Source organism: Vibrio sp. T13N (genome assembly GCF_032970445.1).
GTDB lineage: Bacteria > Pseudomonadota > Gammaproteobacteria > Enterobacterales > Vibrionaceae > Vibrio > Vibrio diabolicus.
Map to the genome: position 1 here is coordinate 102,429 of NZ_JAWJYE010000012.1, position 16,150 is coordinate 118,578.

Here is a 16,150-nt window from a genome sequence, read left to right on the forward strand (position 1 = left end):
CGCGTCTATTCACCAAACTGAATACGGTGCAATTGGGCATACGCACCATTTTTTGCAATAAGATCGGCATGGTTGCCACGCTCAATGATGGCGCCATCATCAACCACAAGAATCTCATCGGCTTTCTCGATAGTTGACAAGCGGTGCGCAATCACGAGTACCGTTTTGTCTTTCTGCAGCTCATCTAATGCAGCTTGGATAGCGCGTTCTGATTCCGTATCCAAAGCAGAGGTCGCCTCATCAAGAATCAATACCGGTGCATCACGCAATAGAGCACGTGCAATAGCGACACGTTGACGTTGACCGCCAGATAGACTCGCGCCATTTTCACCAATCATGGTATCAAGTCCATCATCCATTTTGCTGATGAATTCCATAGCATGCGCGAGTTTTGCCGCTTTCTCGATATCACTACGCTCGTATTTTCCATCCGTTGCGTAAGCAATATTGTTTGCAATCGTGTCATTAAATAAATGAACATTTTGTGATACTAGCGCAAACTGCTGACGCAAGTTCTTTAGCTCGTATTCACGAATATCATGTCCGTCTAATGTGATAGAGCCACTATCAACATCATAGAAACGATTGAACAAGTTCGCGATGGTACTTTTACCGGAACCGGAACGACCAACCAGCGCAACGGTCTTCCCTCTTGGAATATCGAAGCTGACATTTTCCAATGCTGGCTTTTCTGCGCCAGTATAAGTAAAGCTTACGTTTTTAACTGAAACATCGCCATTTGCGCGTTCAACTGTCAACTTACCTTCGTTTTTCTCAGGCTCAAGATCAATCAACGCAAAGAGCGTTTGGCTCGCGGCCATACCACGTTGGAACTGAGAGGTAACGTTAGTAAGCGCTTTAAGCGGACGCATCAAACCAAACATCGCAGAGAAGACAACGGTAAATGTACCTGGAGTCAGTTGCTCTTTAATCGAGTCAATACTTGCTAAGTAAAGAACGGCAACAATAGCAAGTGACGCAATCATTTGGATGATAGGGTTAGCCGCCGCTTGAGCCGTCACCAACTTCATGCTTTGTTGACGCATTTGGTTGCTGACCTTCTCAAATCGTTGACGCTCAATATCCTGGCCGCCGTAGCTCAGCACGACTTTATGGCCTTTAAGCATCTGCTCTGCTGACGCAGTCACGTTGCCCATCATTGTCTGCATATTTTTGGATATTTTTCTAAAACGTTTAGAAACGACACCAATACCCCACGCGACAACGGGAGCAACAGCAAACAGCACTAACGACAACTGCCAGCTGTTGTAAAACATCAGGACTAACAGGCCAATGATACTTGCACCTTCACGAACGATGCTCACTAACGCTTGGCTGGTTGCCGCAGATACTTGCTCTGAATCGTAGGTAATACGTGACAATAAATTGCCCGTCTTTTCCTTATCGAAGTAAGACACAGGCATATGCATAAAGTGATTGAATACCATGCGGCGGACTTGCATAACCACATTGCCGGATACCCAGCTCAAACAGTATGTGGAGACAAATCCACTTATGCCACGGACAAACATCATGGCAAAAATAATCAATGGAAGCGTGCGTAGAAAATCAGATTCAGCGTTCCCAAAACCTTCATCTAGTAATGGCTTTAATAGGGAAATCATATAGGTATCTGATATAGCATTAATAACTAATGCAATGACTGCAACGACAAGACCTGACTTGTAAAGGCGAATAAATTGCCATAGACGCTTAAACGTCTGCCAAGTCGTTTCATCAGTATTTATCGACATAGAAGTGCTTTATTTTCTTACATTAAGACTCTCATTCTACTCCCTTACGCAGCATCTGCCTATACCAAGGCTCAAATGTATCGCTACGTTTGGTTTCTGAGCGCCAATTATCACGGTGAATAGAGAAGCTTACCTGACCATATTCCCCAGTATCAAGCCAAGTAGTGTCAAGCTTGCGATATGCTGCAACAACATGTTCTGCCGGCATTCCCCATTGATTATTTTTTGCCAAAGAAGCAACGGCCACACTCGGTTTTACCGCCTCAATAAAGCGAGGATTCGACGAACTTTTACTACCATGATGAGGGACCAACATCACATCACTTTTTAACTTTTCAGGCTCCCTGAGCAAGATCCACTCGCTAATGGCCTCAATATCACCAGTAAAAAGCATACTGAACGTAGAAATAGGGTCGGTAAGACGTAGCACACAGGAGTGCGGATTATATGCACGTTGAACAAGAGCAGGAGGCCAAAGTACTTCTATATTTAACCCTTGCCATTTCCAATGTTCGCCGCGAGTACAAGACTCATATCCGATAAAATTTTGGCTACTGAGTTTGCGCTGTGGCGAAAAGGCATCTTCAATGAACAAGCGTCCTCCTGCATGGTCATTGTCGGAATGGCTGAGGAGCATCGTATCGATGCTTTCATAACCTCGTTTATGCAAGACCGGAGTGACTACCTGCTCCGCAATGCTGCCATTTTGCCATGCTTTACCTGTATCATAGAGCAACACTTTATCGTCTTTTTCTACAATCACCGCAAGGCCATGGCCCACATCTAGTACATCAATGCGCCAATGTTGCTGATCATATTCCGATGTGAGCTTAATACTAATTACAATGCCAAGTAACAAACACCACCCGTACTGAAACATGAATCGTTGAAACACCAAGCAAATAATTCCCGCCAGAATCAACCCTGTCATTTCTATACTAATGGGTTGCCAGGAGCCTATCGCGTACTGAATTGACGTGCTCAATGGCTGCAATGACCAGTCCACCAACTGCCACAGAGGCTTTGCTATCATTTCAAGAAATAAAGATGAGAACAGGGCCAGAAACATCAAAGGCACAACGATAAATCCGAACCAAGGAATAAACGCCAAGTTGTATGCAATTGATGACAAACTGAAACCAGAAAAGTAATAGCCACTAATAGGCACGATTAAGACACTCAACATCAATTGAGTAAGCAGTAGCACTTTTAACTTCGCCTTCCAGCCCCCGTTTTGATGCCGAATCAAATTGATTGCGAACAACACTGCGCAAACTGACAAATACGATAACCAAAAACTCATGCTATACGATGCAAAAGGTTGAACAAGCAGTTGTAGCGCTACCGCGAGCAAAAGTACCCGCCAGGAAGCCCAGTGCACTAAGGTATATTTGAGAACGACGTAAATAATACATACCGACACCGCGCGGGTAGTAGGTAATGAGAAGTCAGCTAACCAAGCATAGGCAACGGCAAACATCAGCCCACATAAGCTAGGCAATAGCTGGTATTGAGGTAACGCATAACGAATGGCACCGCCCACCACTAGCCCAAAAGTGAACGCCATACCAATATGTAAGCCCGAAATCGAGACCAAGTGCAGTAAACCACTGTCTCTGAGTGCTTGCCAATCCTCCTTAGATAACCAAGAGCGATCGGCAAAAACTAACGCATTTATTAACGAGAAATGATGAAGGGAGGACACATCCTCCGAAACATCAGCGATAATGGCTTGGCGCAAAGATGTAGTAGAGCGAATAATCCAGGTAACATCCTTATTAACAACACCGCGTGCGATAATGCTTTTACCCATTGCGTGCTTTTCGGCATCAAAACCAGCTTCGTTGCGTAGGCCTGTAATCGGCTTTAACGAGACGGATGTCGTAAACTCACTGTTAACATCGAGTGGAAAACGCGTAATAAGACGGATTTTAGGTTTAAGAAAAGGTAACAGAGTTTGAGAATTTACCTTTTTTAGAGCCACAATGCCTTCATATCCGTGACTTATTTGCGTAAAAGGGCTGTCAACTTTACCAATTATGGTAATATTCTCCCCTGCTTGAAAAAGGGCTTGTCTCTGAGACTCCAATACATTGCCGTGGACGATGACAACCATAAAGCCCGCAATTGCGCCTATGCTAATTAAGCCACGACGTAATTTGATTATTGAGCCAGTGGTTATTATTCCCAGCAGCAGCCAACGCCAATCTGGTATTGTCGGCCACCAAGCTGACGAAATTACGCTCGCTACAAATAACGCCAAGGTCCAACTTTTTTCTGAGAGAGTCATGCTGTCCTATGCCTAGAAAGCTGATAAAACGCTTCATGCCAGATCATGAATTGATCAAACGCCAAAAAGCATTGAAGGTCTTCGGCAATGTGTTGTACAACCCGAACTTGTGGTGTTTAAATCGTCGCTCGGCGTCTGGGGCTTTTGCTGTCGGGTTATTTATGGCATTTGTTCCGCTACCAAGCCAAATGATCATGGCTGCAGGTTTGGCAATCATGCTTGGCGTCAATTTACCTCTCTCCGTCGCTTTGGTATGGATAAGCAACCCCATCACCATGCCTGTGTTATTTTATTTTGCGTATAAGCTTGGCGCTTTAGTGATGCATGTTCCTCCGCAACCTTTCCACTTTGAACTTTCGTGGGAATTCATCATGCAACAGATGAGCACTATTGGCCCTCCATTCTTATTAGGCTGTGCTATCTGTGGTGTCATATCCGCGATTATTGGCTACTTCGGCATTAGAGGACTTTGGCGCTACTCAGTGGTTCGGAGCTGGCAAAAACGCAAAATAAGATAAGACGTTACTGCATAAAAATCAGCATTTGCGCTATCAGTTGAGGGGCACCTAACAGTTAGAATGAAACACGATGTCGCTCAAGTTGGATAAATACAAAAAAGGACCGAATTCGGTCCTTTTCGCTTTTCTCGTATTGTAAAACGGTTGGTTATTTAGAACTCAGCACCGCTGCCGGATTTAACTTCGCGGCGCGAGAAGCGGGATACCACGTTGCAAGCAAACTCAAAACGATCGCCGTCACCGACACCAATGCTACGTCTGGCCAGTGTAACTGTGATGGTAAGAAGTCGACGAAGTAAATATCACCCGATAAAAACTGATGACCGATTAAGCTCTCTAACCCTTTAATTAACGGAGTCAGGTTTAACGCCACTAAGACACCAATAACACTGCCGATGAGACTGCCAAATACACCAGAGAACACGCCTTGCCAAACAAAGATACGTTTGATTAGGCTATCTTTTGCTCCCATTGTTCGCAAAATTGCAATTTCTGCGGCTCGATCTTTCACTGCCATCATCAGCGTAGACACAATGTTAAAACATGCCACACCAATCACGAGTACCATCACCAAGTACATAATGGTGCGTACGAGCTGAATATCGCGATACAAAAAACCAAACTTTTGCTGCCAGCTTTTCAAATACACGTAAACATCCACCATGCTACCTACCTCACGAACAATAGAAGGCGCATTGAGAACATCATCCGTTTTTAGTGAAATGCCAGTGACCCCTTCCCCTAACCTCGCGTATTGCTGAGCATCCGCTAATGGCACTAACGCTAAAGAATGGTCTATTTGGCCATTCAACGTTAAGAACCCAGACACCTTCACGCGCACACGCTTGGGAGCCTGCACTTTGTTTGCGCCGCCAGTTTGCGGAATCATCAACGTAATGTAATCCCCCACGGCGACATTTAGCTCGTTTGCAACACCTCGGCCTAAGATCACTTGCTTCTGACCGGCATAAAAGTTTTGCCAAGCTTCTTGGTCAATAAAATTCGATAAGCTCGACACCGCTTGCTCGAAAGTAGGCTCTACGCCACGAACTTCTATCGCTTTTAGCTTACTGCCTTTTTCTGCTAACCCCGTAAAACGAACGTACGGCGCTGCCGCAACAACATCTTCATGGTTTAGGGCTTGATTCATCGTTTTGGTGTAGTTATGAAGCGGACCATTAACGCCTTCCAACTCACCGTGTGGAATAACTGACAACACACGCGATTGCAGCTCGCGCTCAAAGCCATTCATTGCAGAAAGACCGATAATGATCACGGCTACACCAACCGCAATGCCAATCGTTGAAGAAAGCGAAATGAAAGACACCATCTTGTTGCGCTTTTTCGCTCGACTGAAGCGACCACCAATCATCAATGCTAAAGAGGTAAACAAAATTAGCCCTCCGCAAACGCAGTATCAGTCACAAAACGATCCACGAGCAAACCATCTTGCATGTGCATTTGACGATCCATTTTCGCCGCCAGCTCTTTGTCATGCGTGACAACCAAAAATGCAATGTTTGACTCTTTATTGAGCTCGCGCATCAAATCATAGATAGACAGTGCCGTATTGTGATCTAAGTTCCCCGTTGGTTCATCGGCCAAGACCAGATCAGGTTTATTCACCAATGCACGCGCAATCGCAACACGCTGACGCTCACCGCCCGATAACTCGGAGGGTCTATGTTGCATCCGATGACTCAAACCAACTTTATCTAACAGCGCTTTAGCCGCCTGTTTTGCATCCGCTACTTTAGCACCGCCAATCATCAGTGGCATCGCCACGTTTTCAAGCGCAGTAAAATCAGCTAACAAGTGATGAAACTGGTATACAAAACCAAGGTGCTTGTTGCGTAAAGCCGCCTGTTTATTCGAACTTAAAGCTGATAGGTTTTGCCCTAGAAAATCAACTTCACCATGAGTTGCGTCATCTAACGCCCCTAAAATATGCAATAAGGTACTTTTCCCAGAACCAGAAGAGCCAACAATAGAAACCAGCTCCCCTTTATCGATATCGAAACTTACGCCTTTCAACACTTCCGTATCTAATGAACCCTCTCGGTAGACTTTACGAATATCACGACATTCTAATAGCTTATTCATAGCGAAGTGCCTCAGCAGGTTTAACAGAAGATGCTCGATAAGAAGGATAAAGAGTAGCAGCGAGGCTAAGAGCAATCGCCAACACCACCACTAAAAGAATTTGCAGTGAATCAATCAAAATAGGTAGATGACCACCGAAACTGAATAGCGCCACACCGGCAGATTCAAGAATAGCGTTCAGGTTAAGTGACAAGATCACGCCCGCAGCACCACCAACAATCGCGCCAATTACACCACTGCTTGCACCTTGCACCATGAAAATGGTCATCACTTGAGATTGAGTCATGCCTTGAGTTTTCAATATTGCGACTTCTGATTGCTTCTCCATCACCACCATGATTAAGGCGGAGATAATATTGAATGCAGCAACGCCCACTATCAGACCTAGCATGAGTCCCATCATGTTCTTTTCCATTTTCACCGCTTGGAAAAGCTCACCACGCTGTTCGCGCCAATCACTCCATTGCCACCCGTCAGGCATGGGTTGATCAGCAAAATCCGTCACCATAAATGGATCAGAGAAAAAGACACGCCAACCAGAAACCGTGTCTTTCGGAAAACGCATCAGCTTAGATGCATCCGTCATGTTAACAATCATTAATTGACCATCAACGTCCGATCCCGTATTGAAAATACCAGCGACAGTAAAATTGCGCTGGCTAGGAATACGGCCAAGTGGGGTAAACTGCGTCGCGTTGGTCACCATTAAGCGCACTTTATCCCCCATTGATACCTTTAGAGAGCGCGCCAAACTATGACCTAAAAAGACATTGTAATCGCCCGCTTGAAGTGACGATAATCGCCCAGCAATCAAATGGTTGCTAATCGGGTCGCCTTTCTTTGGTTCAATGCCAATGAGGTAACCTGCCGTCAGTTGCGCAGAACTCTGAATTACAGCCTCTCCACGCACGATAGGCTCCGGTTCAGATTCACTCGACATCGCTTGAACAAATGAAGGGGCAGACTCGGTCAACGGCGTTTTTCCATCGTGTTGTGAAACAACAGCGTGAGGCAGCACACCTAAAATGCGCTCTTTTAACTGCGATTCGAACCCATTCATCACAGAAAGAACCGTCACCAACGCCATTACACCGATCGTAATACCCGCCGTCGACATATAAGAAACAAATCGGCTGAACCTATCTCCAGAGCGTCCCCGAAGATATCTCAAACCAATAAATAATGAGATAGGATGATACATATAAGACAAACCAACTGGTTGTTTTGATATAAAGCTTTAGCAGATTATCTTACCTTACTCTTCTCATTAAGAAGACAAGAGAATCGCTAAATTTGTCAACGACATGCAATAAGTCTGTATTTAGGGCAAAAAGTTCAAGGACAAATCAGGTAAACTTGATAACTTCATTCAGTTAGCGATAATCAGTGCCCTACTTCTCTTTGTTTGTTGAGTGAACAGGGAGCGCTCGCTGGCAAAAGGACCGACTATATGACAGAGCAAGAATACTTTACCGTCCATCATAATCTCACTATCAACGTCGAAACGTTGAGTGCGGATTTTGCTTTGCCAGATGAAGAAACCTTTGTCTCCGAAATTCCAGCACCGTTTATTGTTGCCAGCGAATTTAGCCATCTAGATATGTTGGCAGACAATGCACGTCTAGAGCTAAAAAACAAAGATTTAAAGCATGTGATTAACTTGCTTGATACGCAAAACGCGAAACTTAACCTCTTGTTGAGCTTTATGCTTTCACAACAAGATGATGCCTCCATTCGATACCAAACCACGAAGTTTGGCGCCAGCCAACTCAGTTACCGTTCAGATACAGCGCTATCTGCCCAACAACTCGTTCGTGTTAAACTGTTTCTCGATCATCCTGCTGCAGCGATTTACGGTTACGCTCAAGTAGAAGAATGTGATGCTTCAGAGCAAGATTTCATTATCACTCTTAGATATAAGATGCTACGTGAATCTGACCAAGATTTGCTGATAAAGGCGGCACTATATCAACAACAAAAACTTTTACGTCAGCGCTCGATGGAGCGAGATAAAAAATAACTCCTATGACAAAAGCAACGATTCTTTCCGTCACCAATCCTTCTGAGCGTGGCGACAAAAAACAGCTAGGTAATTTACCGGGCGCGGCTCTACCTCTAGCTATTGCTGAGCTAGCCAAGCAGCATTCGAGTCACTCGCTACTCGTCGTGCCTGACCCGCAAATCGCTTTAAAGCTTCAAGCGGAGATTGAACAATTCACCGACCAAACAGTAAGCCTGTTCCCTGATTGGGAAACGCTGCCTTACGATAACTTTTCTCCGCATCAAGAAATCATCTCTGAACGTATCGCGCGCCTATACCAACTGCCAAGCCAACGCAATGGTATTACCATCGTGCCGGTCAGTACAGTATTGCAACGCCAATCGCCACGTGATTTTCTGTTGCAACACACTTTAATGGTGAAAACCGGCGATCAACTCTCGCTTGAGAAACTACGTGTACAACTTGAAAATTCGGGCTACCGCCACGTAGACCAAGTATTTGGGCCAGGTGAATACGCGAGCCGTGGGTCGATTCTGGATCTCTTTCCTATGGGCAGCGATGACCCGTATCGCATCGACTTCTTTGATGATGAGATAGATACCATTCGCACGTTTGATCCAGAGAACCAACGCTCTATCGACGATATTCAGCAAATCCAATTGCTGCCTGCACATGAATTCCCAACCACTAAAGAAGCGATTGAGGATTTCCGTACACGTTGGCGCACCCAATTTGAAGCACGCCGAGAGCCAGAATCGATCTACATGCAAGTGACCAAAGGCACTTGGCCCGCTGGTATTGAGTATTGGCAACCGCTGTTTTTTGACCATACCGAGACTTTATTTGAATATTTGCCAGAAGACTCTCAAGTCATCACATATGGTGATATTGAATCTGCGGTCGATACTTTCTTAACCGATGTCGAATATCGGTACGACCAGAAAAAAGTTGATCCACTACGTCCTCTTTTGACTCCTGAACAACTTTGGCTGAAAAAAGACGAACTCTTCAGCCAACTAAAACAGCTCCCTATGGCTCAATTGAGCCTAGAGAAAGTGGTTAAGCGTGCTGGTCGTCAAAACCTACCAGTACAATCATTAGCCGAGCTTGGCGTTCAGCAACAAAATAAAGAACCGCTTTCGCGTCTTCGTCAATTCAGTGAGCAATTCAGCGGCAAAATTGTTTTCTCGGTAGAGTCAGAAGGTCGTCGCGAAGCACTAACGGAACTGTTGCAAGGCATCAAAGTTCGCCCAGTCGTACATGGCTCACTTTACCAAGCTCTAGATTCGGGTGATCGCTTCAGTTTGATCTTAGGCGCTGCAGAGCATGGTTTCATTCACGAAGAGCTGAACTTCGCTCTGATCTGTGAAAGTGATCTACTTGGTGACCGCGTTATCCAGCGACGCCGCAAAGATAAAAAAGCAGTCAACAGTGACACCGTTATTCGCCACCTTGCGGAATTGAAACCCGGTCAACCCGTGGTTCATATTGATCACGGCATTGGCCGCTACATCGGTTTGCAAACACTTGAAGCTGGTGGCATGAAAACGGAATACGTCACCCTTGAGTATCAAAACGATGCCAAGCTCTACGTACCAGTTTCATCACTAAACCTTATTAGCCGTTATTCAGGCGGTGCTGAAGAAAGTGCCCCACTGCATAAATTGGGTGGCGAGGCTTGGGCAAAAGCACGTCGTAAAGCGGCAGAAAAAGTGCGTGATGTCGCGGCCGAGTTGCTAGATGTTTACGCTAAGAGAGAATTAAAACCGGGCTTCAAATTTGAGCTAGATCGTGGGCAATACGCAACGTTTAAAGCAACGTTCCCATTTGAAGAAACGGATGACCAAGCGATGGCCATCAATGCCGTCTTGTCTGACATGTGCCAAGCAAAAGCGATGGATCGCCTAGTGTGTGGTGACGTGGGCTTTGGTAAAACGGAAGTCGCTATGCGCGCAGCATTTGTCGCAACGGATAACAGTAAACAGGTCGCCGTACTCGTACCGACAACCCTGCTTGCTCAGCAGCATTTCGAAAACTTCCGTGACCGTTTTGCCAACTTACCAATCCGAGTTGAAGTACTGTCTCGCTTTAAGTCTGCCAAAGAACAAAAAGTCATTTTGCAAGACGTTGCAGATGGTAAAGTCGATATTGTCGTCGGTACGCATAAGCTGCTTTCAAGCGACATTAAATTCAAAGATTTAGGTTTGTTGATCGTTGACGAGGAACACCGCTTCGGGGTTCGTCAAAAAGAAAAAGTCAAAGCAATGCGTGCGGATGTGGATATTCTTACCCTCACCGCAACACCAATTCCACGTACCCTGAATATGGCCATGAGTGGCATGCGCGATCTGTCGATCATCGCGACACCTCCAGCGCGTCGTTTAGCCATCAAAACCTTTGTTCGTCAAAGAGAAGAATCTGTGGTCCGTGAGGCGGTACTGCGTGAAATCATGCGTGGTGGTCAGGTTTACTTCCTGCACAATCAGGTAGAGACTATCGAGAAAACCGCGGAAGACTTGCAAAAGCTTATTCCTGAAGCACGAATTACCGTGGCACATGGTCAAATGCGTGAGCGCGAACTGGAGCGCATCATGAATGATTTCTACCACCAGCGCTTTAATGTGTTGGTGTGTACAACGATCATCGAGACCGGTATCGACGTACCAACGGCGAATACCATTATTATGGATCGTGCAGACAACCTTGGTTTAGCGCAACTGCACCAATTGCGTGGCCGTGTTGGACGCTCTCATCATCAAGCCTATGCTTACTTATTAACGCCACATCCAAAAGCCATGACCAAAGATGCTATCAAGCGTCTTGATGCGATTGCTTCACTGGAAGACTTAGGCGCAGGCTTTACTCTAGCAACTCACGACTTGGAAATCCGTGGGGCTGGTGAACTGCTTGGTGACGAGCAAAGTGGGCAAATTCAATCGGTTGGTTTTACACTGTACATGGAAATGCTGGAACAAGCAGTCCAAGCATTGAAAGAAGGTAAAGAACCTTCTTTGGACGAGCTGCTTCGTGAACAAACTGAAGTTGAAATGCGAATCCCAGCGCTCTTGCCAGACGATTACATCCCGGATGTGAATACACGACTGTCGATGTACAAACGTATTGCGAGCGTTACGAGTGGTGAAGAACTCTCAGAGCTCAAAGTGGAACTTATCGATCGATTTGGACTGCTTCCAGACGCGACGAAGAACTTACTTGCTGTCTCAGAATTGAAAATTTCGGCTGGTAGCCTAAAAGCGAAAAAGATAGAAGCCCATGATAAAGGTGGATTTATCGAGTTTTACCCTGATGCTGACATAAATCCAGCGTATTTGGTTAAACTGCTGCAATCACAGCCGCAAAAATTTGCAATGGAAGGTCCAACTAAGTTCAAGTTTAGCGTACCATTGGCGGACCGACGTAAACGCATTCAGTTTGTTCAAGACTTACTGAATGATTTTAAACAGAATTTATTACCAACGAGCTAATAGTCGAATGAGAATACTGATCCCGTTATTGCTTCTATGTGTCTCAATGCCTTCTTGGGCACAGCGTCAATTTGATATTGAAGTGATCATTTTCAAGCGAGCAGTCGACGCTGAAAGCACCACTGAATCTTGGCCGAATCAACTGCCAAAAATCGATATGGAAAATGTCGGCAGCTTAGAGAGTGAATCATACCGTCGCTCTAAAGGCGTAACACTACTGCCACGCTCATCTTTCCGCCTGAATGCGCAAGAAGCAGCATTAAACAACCACGCTGGGTTTAAAGTGCTTAAACACGTAGCATGGCGTCAAGGTGACCGAGGCAAATCTAGCGCCCCAATTTTCCGTATTGTTGGTGGACGAGATTTCTCTGATTCTTATCACGCAGATGGTAGTCCAATCAATGGCAGTACTCAGACATTTTCCACTGACGGTTACAGTGAAGAAACAGTCAACGGTCCTTTGTATGAACTAGACGGTCGATTCCAAATTTACGTGCAGCATTATCTATTCGCTGAAACGACACTAGACCTGCGCGAGCCAAGTGTTAGAGAAGTGCGTTTTGAACCAACTTCAACCGAGCAATTGGCGGATGATTTAGGTGAGGTCGATGGTAATGTTCAAGTGGGTAACTTGGCGGAAATCTCCCCTACAATAACAGAAGAAAAGTTCCTCAAGAGCTATCGAATGGATCAAAAACGCCGTATGCGTAGTAGTGAGACTCATTACCTAGACAACCCATTGATGGGCATGATCATTCAAGTTCGTCGCGTTCGATAAGCACGAGTGATTCAACAAAGCGCAGCATTTGCTGCGCTTTGTTTTTATCTGTTATGTCTTCAGTTATTCCTAACCAACGCAGAGCAAGGAAAATAACTGCGTTACAGTATGAAGTAGACAGTTTTCAAATTACTTAAACTCAACATGGAAGTCGTATCAGTTCATGAGTCCAGATTTTGAAATCATTGCGCCCCGCTTAGCGCTCAAGCTCATCCCTTCTGAAGAAGCTCACTTACTACAACGTTTGCTTGCAGAATCCCCTTCCCTACACCAGTGGCTAGATTGGTGTAATCAAAACATTACGTTGAAAGATGCACAGGACTTCCTGTTGGCAACCCGACTTAACTGGGTAAAAACAGAAGCTTTCGGTTTCGGTATCTATGAGCGACAAAGTAACACTCTAGTAGGAATGGCCGCCGTAAACGAGTTATATCACACGTTTAATATGGCAAGTATTGGCTACTGGGTTGCTGACCGCTATCAACGACAGGGCTATGCTCAAGAAGCCGTTAGAGCCTTGGCTGAATTCTGCTTTGCAAAGCTGAGTTTAACTCGACTGGAAATTGTCTGTGACCCCGACAACGAAGCAAGCCAAACCTTAATTGAGTCAGTCGGTGCACAAAAAGAAACCATCGCCAGAAACCGGTTTATTTTTCATGGTAAGCCTAAGGATGGCGTTGTGTACTCACTTTTACCGGCAGATCTAACATAAATAAAAAGCCACCGACTTGCGGTGGCTTTTTATATTTCGAAGATACAGCATCCGCGCAATCCGCGTAGATGTGAATTTGGCGTCTTAGTGAAGCTTAAGGTTTGGACGCAGTACTCGGTTGATACGGCCCACGAGCATCATCAGTCCGGTTTTAAATACGCCGTGCAACGCCATCAGGTGCATTCGATATAACGAGATATAAACGACACGTGCAATACGGCCTTCTACCATCATCGACCCTTTGGTTAGGTTGCCCATCAAGCTACCAACGGTAGAGAAACGGCTTAGAGACACCAATGAGCCGTGATCTTTATACACATAATCTTTCAGCTCGCGTCCGTTGATCTTCGCAACGATGTTGCTGAATGCTTGGCTTGCCATTTGGTGCGCAGCTTGCGCACGTGGTGGAACAAACGAACCATCAGCCTGAGTACATTGTGCTAAGTCACCAATAACGAAAATGTCATCATCACGCGTCGTTTGTAGTGTATTTTTCACTACCAGCTGGTTGATACGGTTCGTTTCTAAACCAGCGATATCTTTAATAAAATCTGGTGCTTTAATACCCGCAGCCCAAACCATGATTTGTGCCGGGATCTTCTCACCATCTTTCGTGGTGAGGCCATCTTTTTCAGCTTTAGTCACCATGGTTGCCGTGCGTACATTTACGCCCAACTTCACCAGCTCCTGATGAGCAGCAGCCGAAATACGTGGAGGAAGCGCAGGTAGAATACGCTCACCCGCTTCAATCAGGTTGACGTTCAGCTTGCTAGAGTCAAGATCGCCAAAGCCGTAAGTACGCAGCTCTTTAACGGCATTGTGTAATTCTGCAGATAGCTCAACGCCAGTTGCACCAGCACCAACAATCGCGATATCCACCGTACCGTTACCGTTTTTCGCGTGCAGTTTTAGGAACTCATTGTTCATTTCTGTGCGGAAACGGTGCGCTTGTTCTGGACTGTCTAGGAAAATACAGTTCTCACGAACGCCAGGAGTGTTGAAGTCGTTTGATGTTGAACCAATCGCCATGACCAGAATGTCGTATTCTAGCTCGCGGCTTGGCATCAGAAGCTCACCATGCTCATCTTTAAGCTCACTTAAGATGATCACTTTACGTTCGCGGTCGATGTCTTGAAGGCTACCCATTTGGAAGTCGAAGCTGTGGTTTTTTGCATGAGCTCGATAACTCAGAGCATCCACCCCTTCGTCCAAAGAGCCAGTTGCAACTTCATGCAATAATGGCTTCCACAAGTGGCTCGCTTTACGATCTACTAGCGTAATTTGCGCACGGTTCTTGCGACCTAGAGTTCGGCCAAGCTTAGTTGCCAACTCAAGACCACCAGCACCGCCGCCTACAACGATAATGCGTGTCACAATGATTTTCCTCTACAAAAATGAATATATGGGGTTCAGCTCGACATATGGCTCACAGGCATGCTGTGCTATACATCCAACCGATGAATTCTTGGTTCTTAGAGGTGTCTCAATTTATTTGGATTAAAAACTGCTGCCTAATTTTATTCTTTATCTATCAATAACTTGTTAGGAATCAGCATATTTGTCTGGTACGCATACGACGCCAGAGATTTTTGGGCAAGTTTATTACTCGCTCTCAATTTTTTTTGATATTTATCAAATTATTTTAGTCTGGTTCATTATATAGAGACGTACTTTGAAGGCAACCAAAATCCGTGTGACGAGTACGGATTGACTACTTTTCGACTACTCTACAACAAGGTATTCGTGCCACATAGGATGGAAGTAAGAAAACGGTAAGGAGAACACAATAATCTAAGCGCTAAACCAAAAAAATGAGGCCTTTAAAGAGAAAGGGACTCGGCATACTCACAAGAGGGAGTCGCAGCAAAGCAGCCGATAAAAAATGCCGCTTTACTGTTCACACTCAAACACTCTTAAGTATTTTTAAATGCCTTCATCGCTTGTAAATGGTGAGAGATCTTTTTGAACTTGTGGGACTGCATTTCGTCCCAAATGATTTGATAGTATTTTTCTAACTCAGCTGCAGTTTTCGCATTGTCATGCACTTCATCATCTTTGGATAAAATCACTAAGCAGTGCGCCTGATTTTTCGCTCGGAACTGATCAACACATTTTGTTGCGATATCTTCGTACTCTTCTGGGCGATCGATTCGACCAGCCATCGTTTTTTCTGGGTGCAAGTTCGGGTTAAACATGACTTGCTTGATACCGCATAGAAAACCAATTCGTTCAGACCAATAACCACCTAAACCAACCCCACAGATTAACGGGTTTGGATCATCAGATTGATCGATAACTTTAGACACCTCTTTTAACAAGTGTTGCATGTCGTGCTTTGGGTGAAGGGTGCTGTAATTGATAAAACGAACGTCGTCGTCGATGAATTGCAGTTGAAGAACTTTTTCGTGGTTACCCGGGCTTGTACTGTCAAAGCCGTGTAAGTAAATAATCATGTGTACCTCTCCCTGTGTGTATCTGGTACTTTTATTAAAACTACCACTATTTCCT

General features: G+C 45.2%; 12 protein-coding genes. 5 read left to right on the forward strand and 7 right to left on the reverse strand.

The features are described from left to right. Window positions 1–5 precede the first annotated feature (5 nt). A complete protein-coding gene (gene msbA / locus R2S67_RS18240; RefSeq protein ID WP_006742148.1) occupies window positions 6–1,754 on the reverse strand; it encodes a lipid A ABC transporter ATP-binding protein/permease MsbA in 1,749 nt (582 codons plus the stop codon). A 31-nt stretch (window positions 1,755–1,785) separates the two neighbouring features. Next, window positions 1,786–4,044, reverse strand: coding sequence for a DNA internalization-related competence protein ComEC/Rec2 (locus R2S67_RS18245; protein WP_317346537.1), 2,259 nt, complete (start codon window positions 4,042–4,044; stop codon window positions 1,786–1,788). Window positions 4,045–4,052: 8 nt separating this feature from the next. Between R2S67_RS18245 and R2S67_RS18250 the strand changes: the two genes are divergently transcribed. Continuing rightward, window positions 4,053–4,562, forward strand: a complete 510-nt coding sequence (locus tag R2S67_RS18250; RefSeq protein WP_006742150.1) for a DUF2062 domain-containing protein — start codon at window positions 4,053–4,055, stop codon at window positions 4,560–4,562. Window positions 4,563–4,710: 148 nt separating this feature from the next. On the opposite strand, the gene lolE is transcribed toward R2S67_RS18250, so the two are convergent. The 3 genes from lolE to lolC are packed head-to-tail and all read right to left on the reverse strand — an operon-like array spanning window position 4,711 to window position 7,866. After that, window positions 4,711–5,955 carry a lipoprotein-releasing ABC transporter permease subunit LolE gene (gene lolE / locus R2S67_RS18255; RefSeq protein ID WP_317346540.1) on the reverse strand — a complete coding sequence of 415 codons (1,245 nt, stop codon included), beginning with the start codon at window positions 5,953–5,955 and terminating at the stop codon, window positions 4,711–4,713. 2 nt (window positions 5,956–5,957) lie between these two features. Beyond that, window positions 5,958–6,665, reverse strand: a complete 708-nt coding sequence (gene lolD, locus R2S67_RS18260; protein ID WP_053807148.1) for a lipoprotein-releasing ABC transporter ATP-binding protein LolD — start codon at window positions 6,663–6,665, stop codon at window positions 5,958–5,960. Continuing rightward, on the reverse strand, window positions 6,658–7,866 hold the full coding sequence (lolC, locus tag R2S67_RS18265; RefSeq protein WP_065645406.1) for a lipoprotein-releasing ABC transporter permease subunit LolC: 1,209 nt from the start codon (window positions 7,864–7,866) through the stop codon (window positions 6,658–6,660). The genes lolD and lolC overlap by 8 nt, the downstream gene beginning before the upstream one ends. 249 nt (window positions 7,867–8,115) lie before the next feature. Here lolC and R2S67_RS18270 point away from each other — a divergent pair, with 249 nt between their 5' ends. The 4 genes from R2S67_RS18270 (at window position 8,116) to R2S67_RS18285 (ending at window position 13,642) form a co-directional block, all read left to right on the forward strand. Beyond that, complete coding sequence (locus R2S67_RS18270) at window positions 8,116–8,685, forward strand: hypothetical protein (protein ID WP_006742154.1); 570 nt, start codon at window positions 8,116–8,118, stop codon at window positions 8,683–8,685. A gap of 5 nt (window positions 8,686–8,690) precedes the next feature. Next, window positions 8,691–12,152, forward strand: a complete 3,462-nt coding sequence (mfd, locus tag R2S67_RS18275) for a transcription-repair coupling factor (protein ID WP_167426759.1) — start codon at window positions 8,691–8,693, stop codon at window positions 12,150–12,152. A 7-nt stretch (window positions 12,153–12,159) separates the two neighbouring features. After that, the gene (locus R2S67_RS18280) at window positions 12,160–12,930 is read left to right on the forward strand and encodes a peptidoglycan binding protein CsiV (RefSeq protein ID WP_074191059.1); all 771 of its coding nucleotides are present in this window, start codon (window positions 12,160–12,162) and stop codon (window positions 12,928–12,930) included. Window positions 12,931–13,093: 163 nt separating this feature from the next. Continuing rightward, a complete protein-coding gene (locus tag R2S67_RS18285) occupies window positions 13,094–13,642 on the forward strand; it encodes a GNAT family N-acetyltransferase (RefSeq protein ID WP_005390628.1) in 549 nt (182 codons plus the stop codon). Between the two features lie 84 nt (window positions 13,643–13,726). Here the strand turns inward: R2S67_RS18285 and R2S67_RS18290 are convergent, their stop codons facing one another. Next, window positions 13,727–15,016: an NAD(P)/FAD-dependent oxidoreductase gene (locus tag R2S67_RS18290; protein ID WP_006742157.1), complete on the reverse strand. Its 1,290-nt coding sequence runs from the start codon at window positions 15,014–15,016 to the stop codon at window positions 13,727–13,729. A 539-nt stretch (window positions 15,017–15,555) separates the two neighbouring features. Beyond that, entirely contained in the window at window positions 15,556–16,095 is a 540-nt protein-coding gene (gene ycfP, locus R2S67_RS18295) for an alpha/beta hydrolase YcfP (RefSeq protein ID WP_317346544.1), read from the reverse strand. Window positions 16,096–16,150: the final 55 nt, after the last annotated feature.

Excerpts from the sequence above, each read along its gene's own strand:
- R2S67_RS18270 (WP_006742154.1), top strand. The coding sequence starts at position 8,116 with ATGACAGAGCAAGAATACTTTACCGTCCATCATAATCTCACTATCAAC.
- R2S67_RS18285 (WP_005390628.1), top strand. The coding sequence starts at position 13,094 with ATGAGTCCAGATTTTGAAATCATTGCGCCCCGCTTAGCGCTCAAGCTC.
- ycfP (WP_317346544.1), bottom strand. The coding sequence starts at position 16,095 with ATGATTATTTACTTACACGGCTTTGACAGTACAAGCCCGGGTAACCAC.
- lolD (WP_053807148.1), bottom strand. The coding sequence starts at position 6,665 with ATGAATAAGCTATTAGAATGTCGTGATATTCGTAAAGTCTACCGAGAG.
- R2S67_RS18245 (WP_317346537.1), bottom strand. The coding sequence starts at position 4,044 with ATGACTCTCTCAGAAAAAAGTTGGACCTTGGCGTTATTTGTAGCGAGC.
- mfd (WP_167426759.1), top strand. The coding sequence starts at position 8,691 with ATGACAAAAGCAACGATTCTTTCCGTCACCAATCCTTCTGAGCGTGGC.
- R2S67_RS18250 (WP_006742150.1), top strand. The coding sequence starts at position 4,053 with ATGCCTAGAAAGCTGATAAAACGCTTCATGCCAGATCATGAATTGATC.
- R2S67_RS18280 (WP_074191059.1), top strand. The coding sequence starts at position 12,160 with ATGAGAATACTGATCCCGTTATTGCTTCTATGTGTCTCAATGCCTTCT.
- msbA (WP_006742148.1), bottom strand. The coding sequence starts at position 1,754 with ATGTCGATAAATACTGATGAAACGACTTGGCAGACGTTTAAGCGTCTA.
- lolC (WP_065645406.1), bottom strand. The coding sequence starts at position 7,866 with ATGTATCATCCTATCTCATTATTTATTGGTTTGAGATATCTTCGGGGA.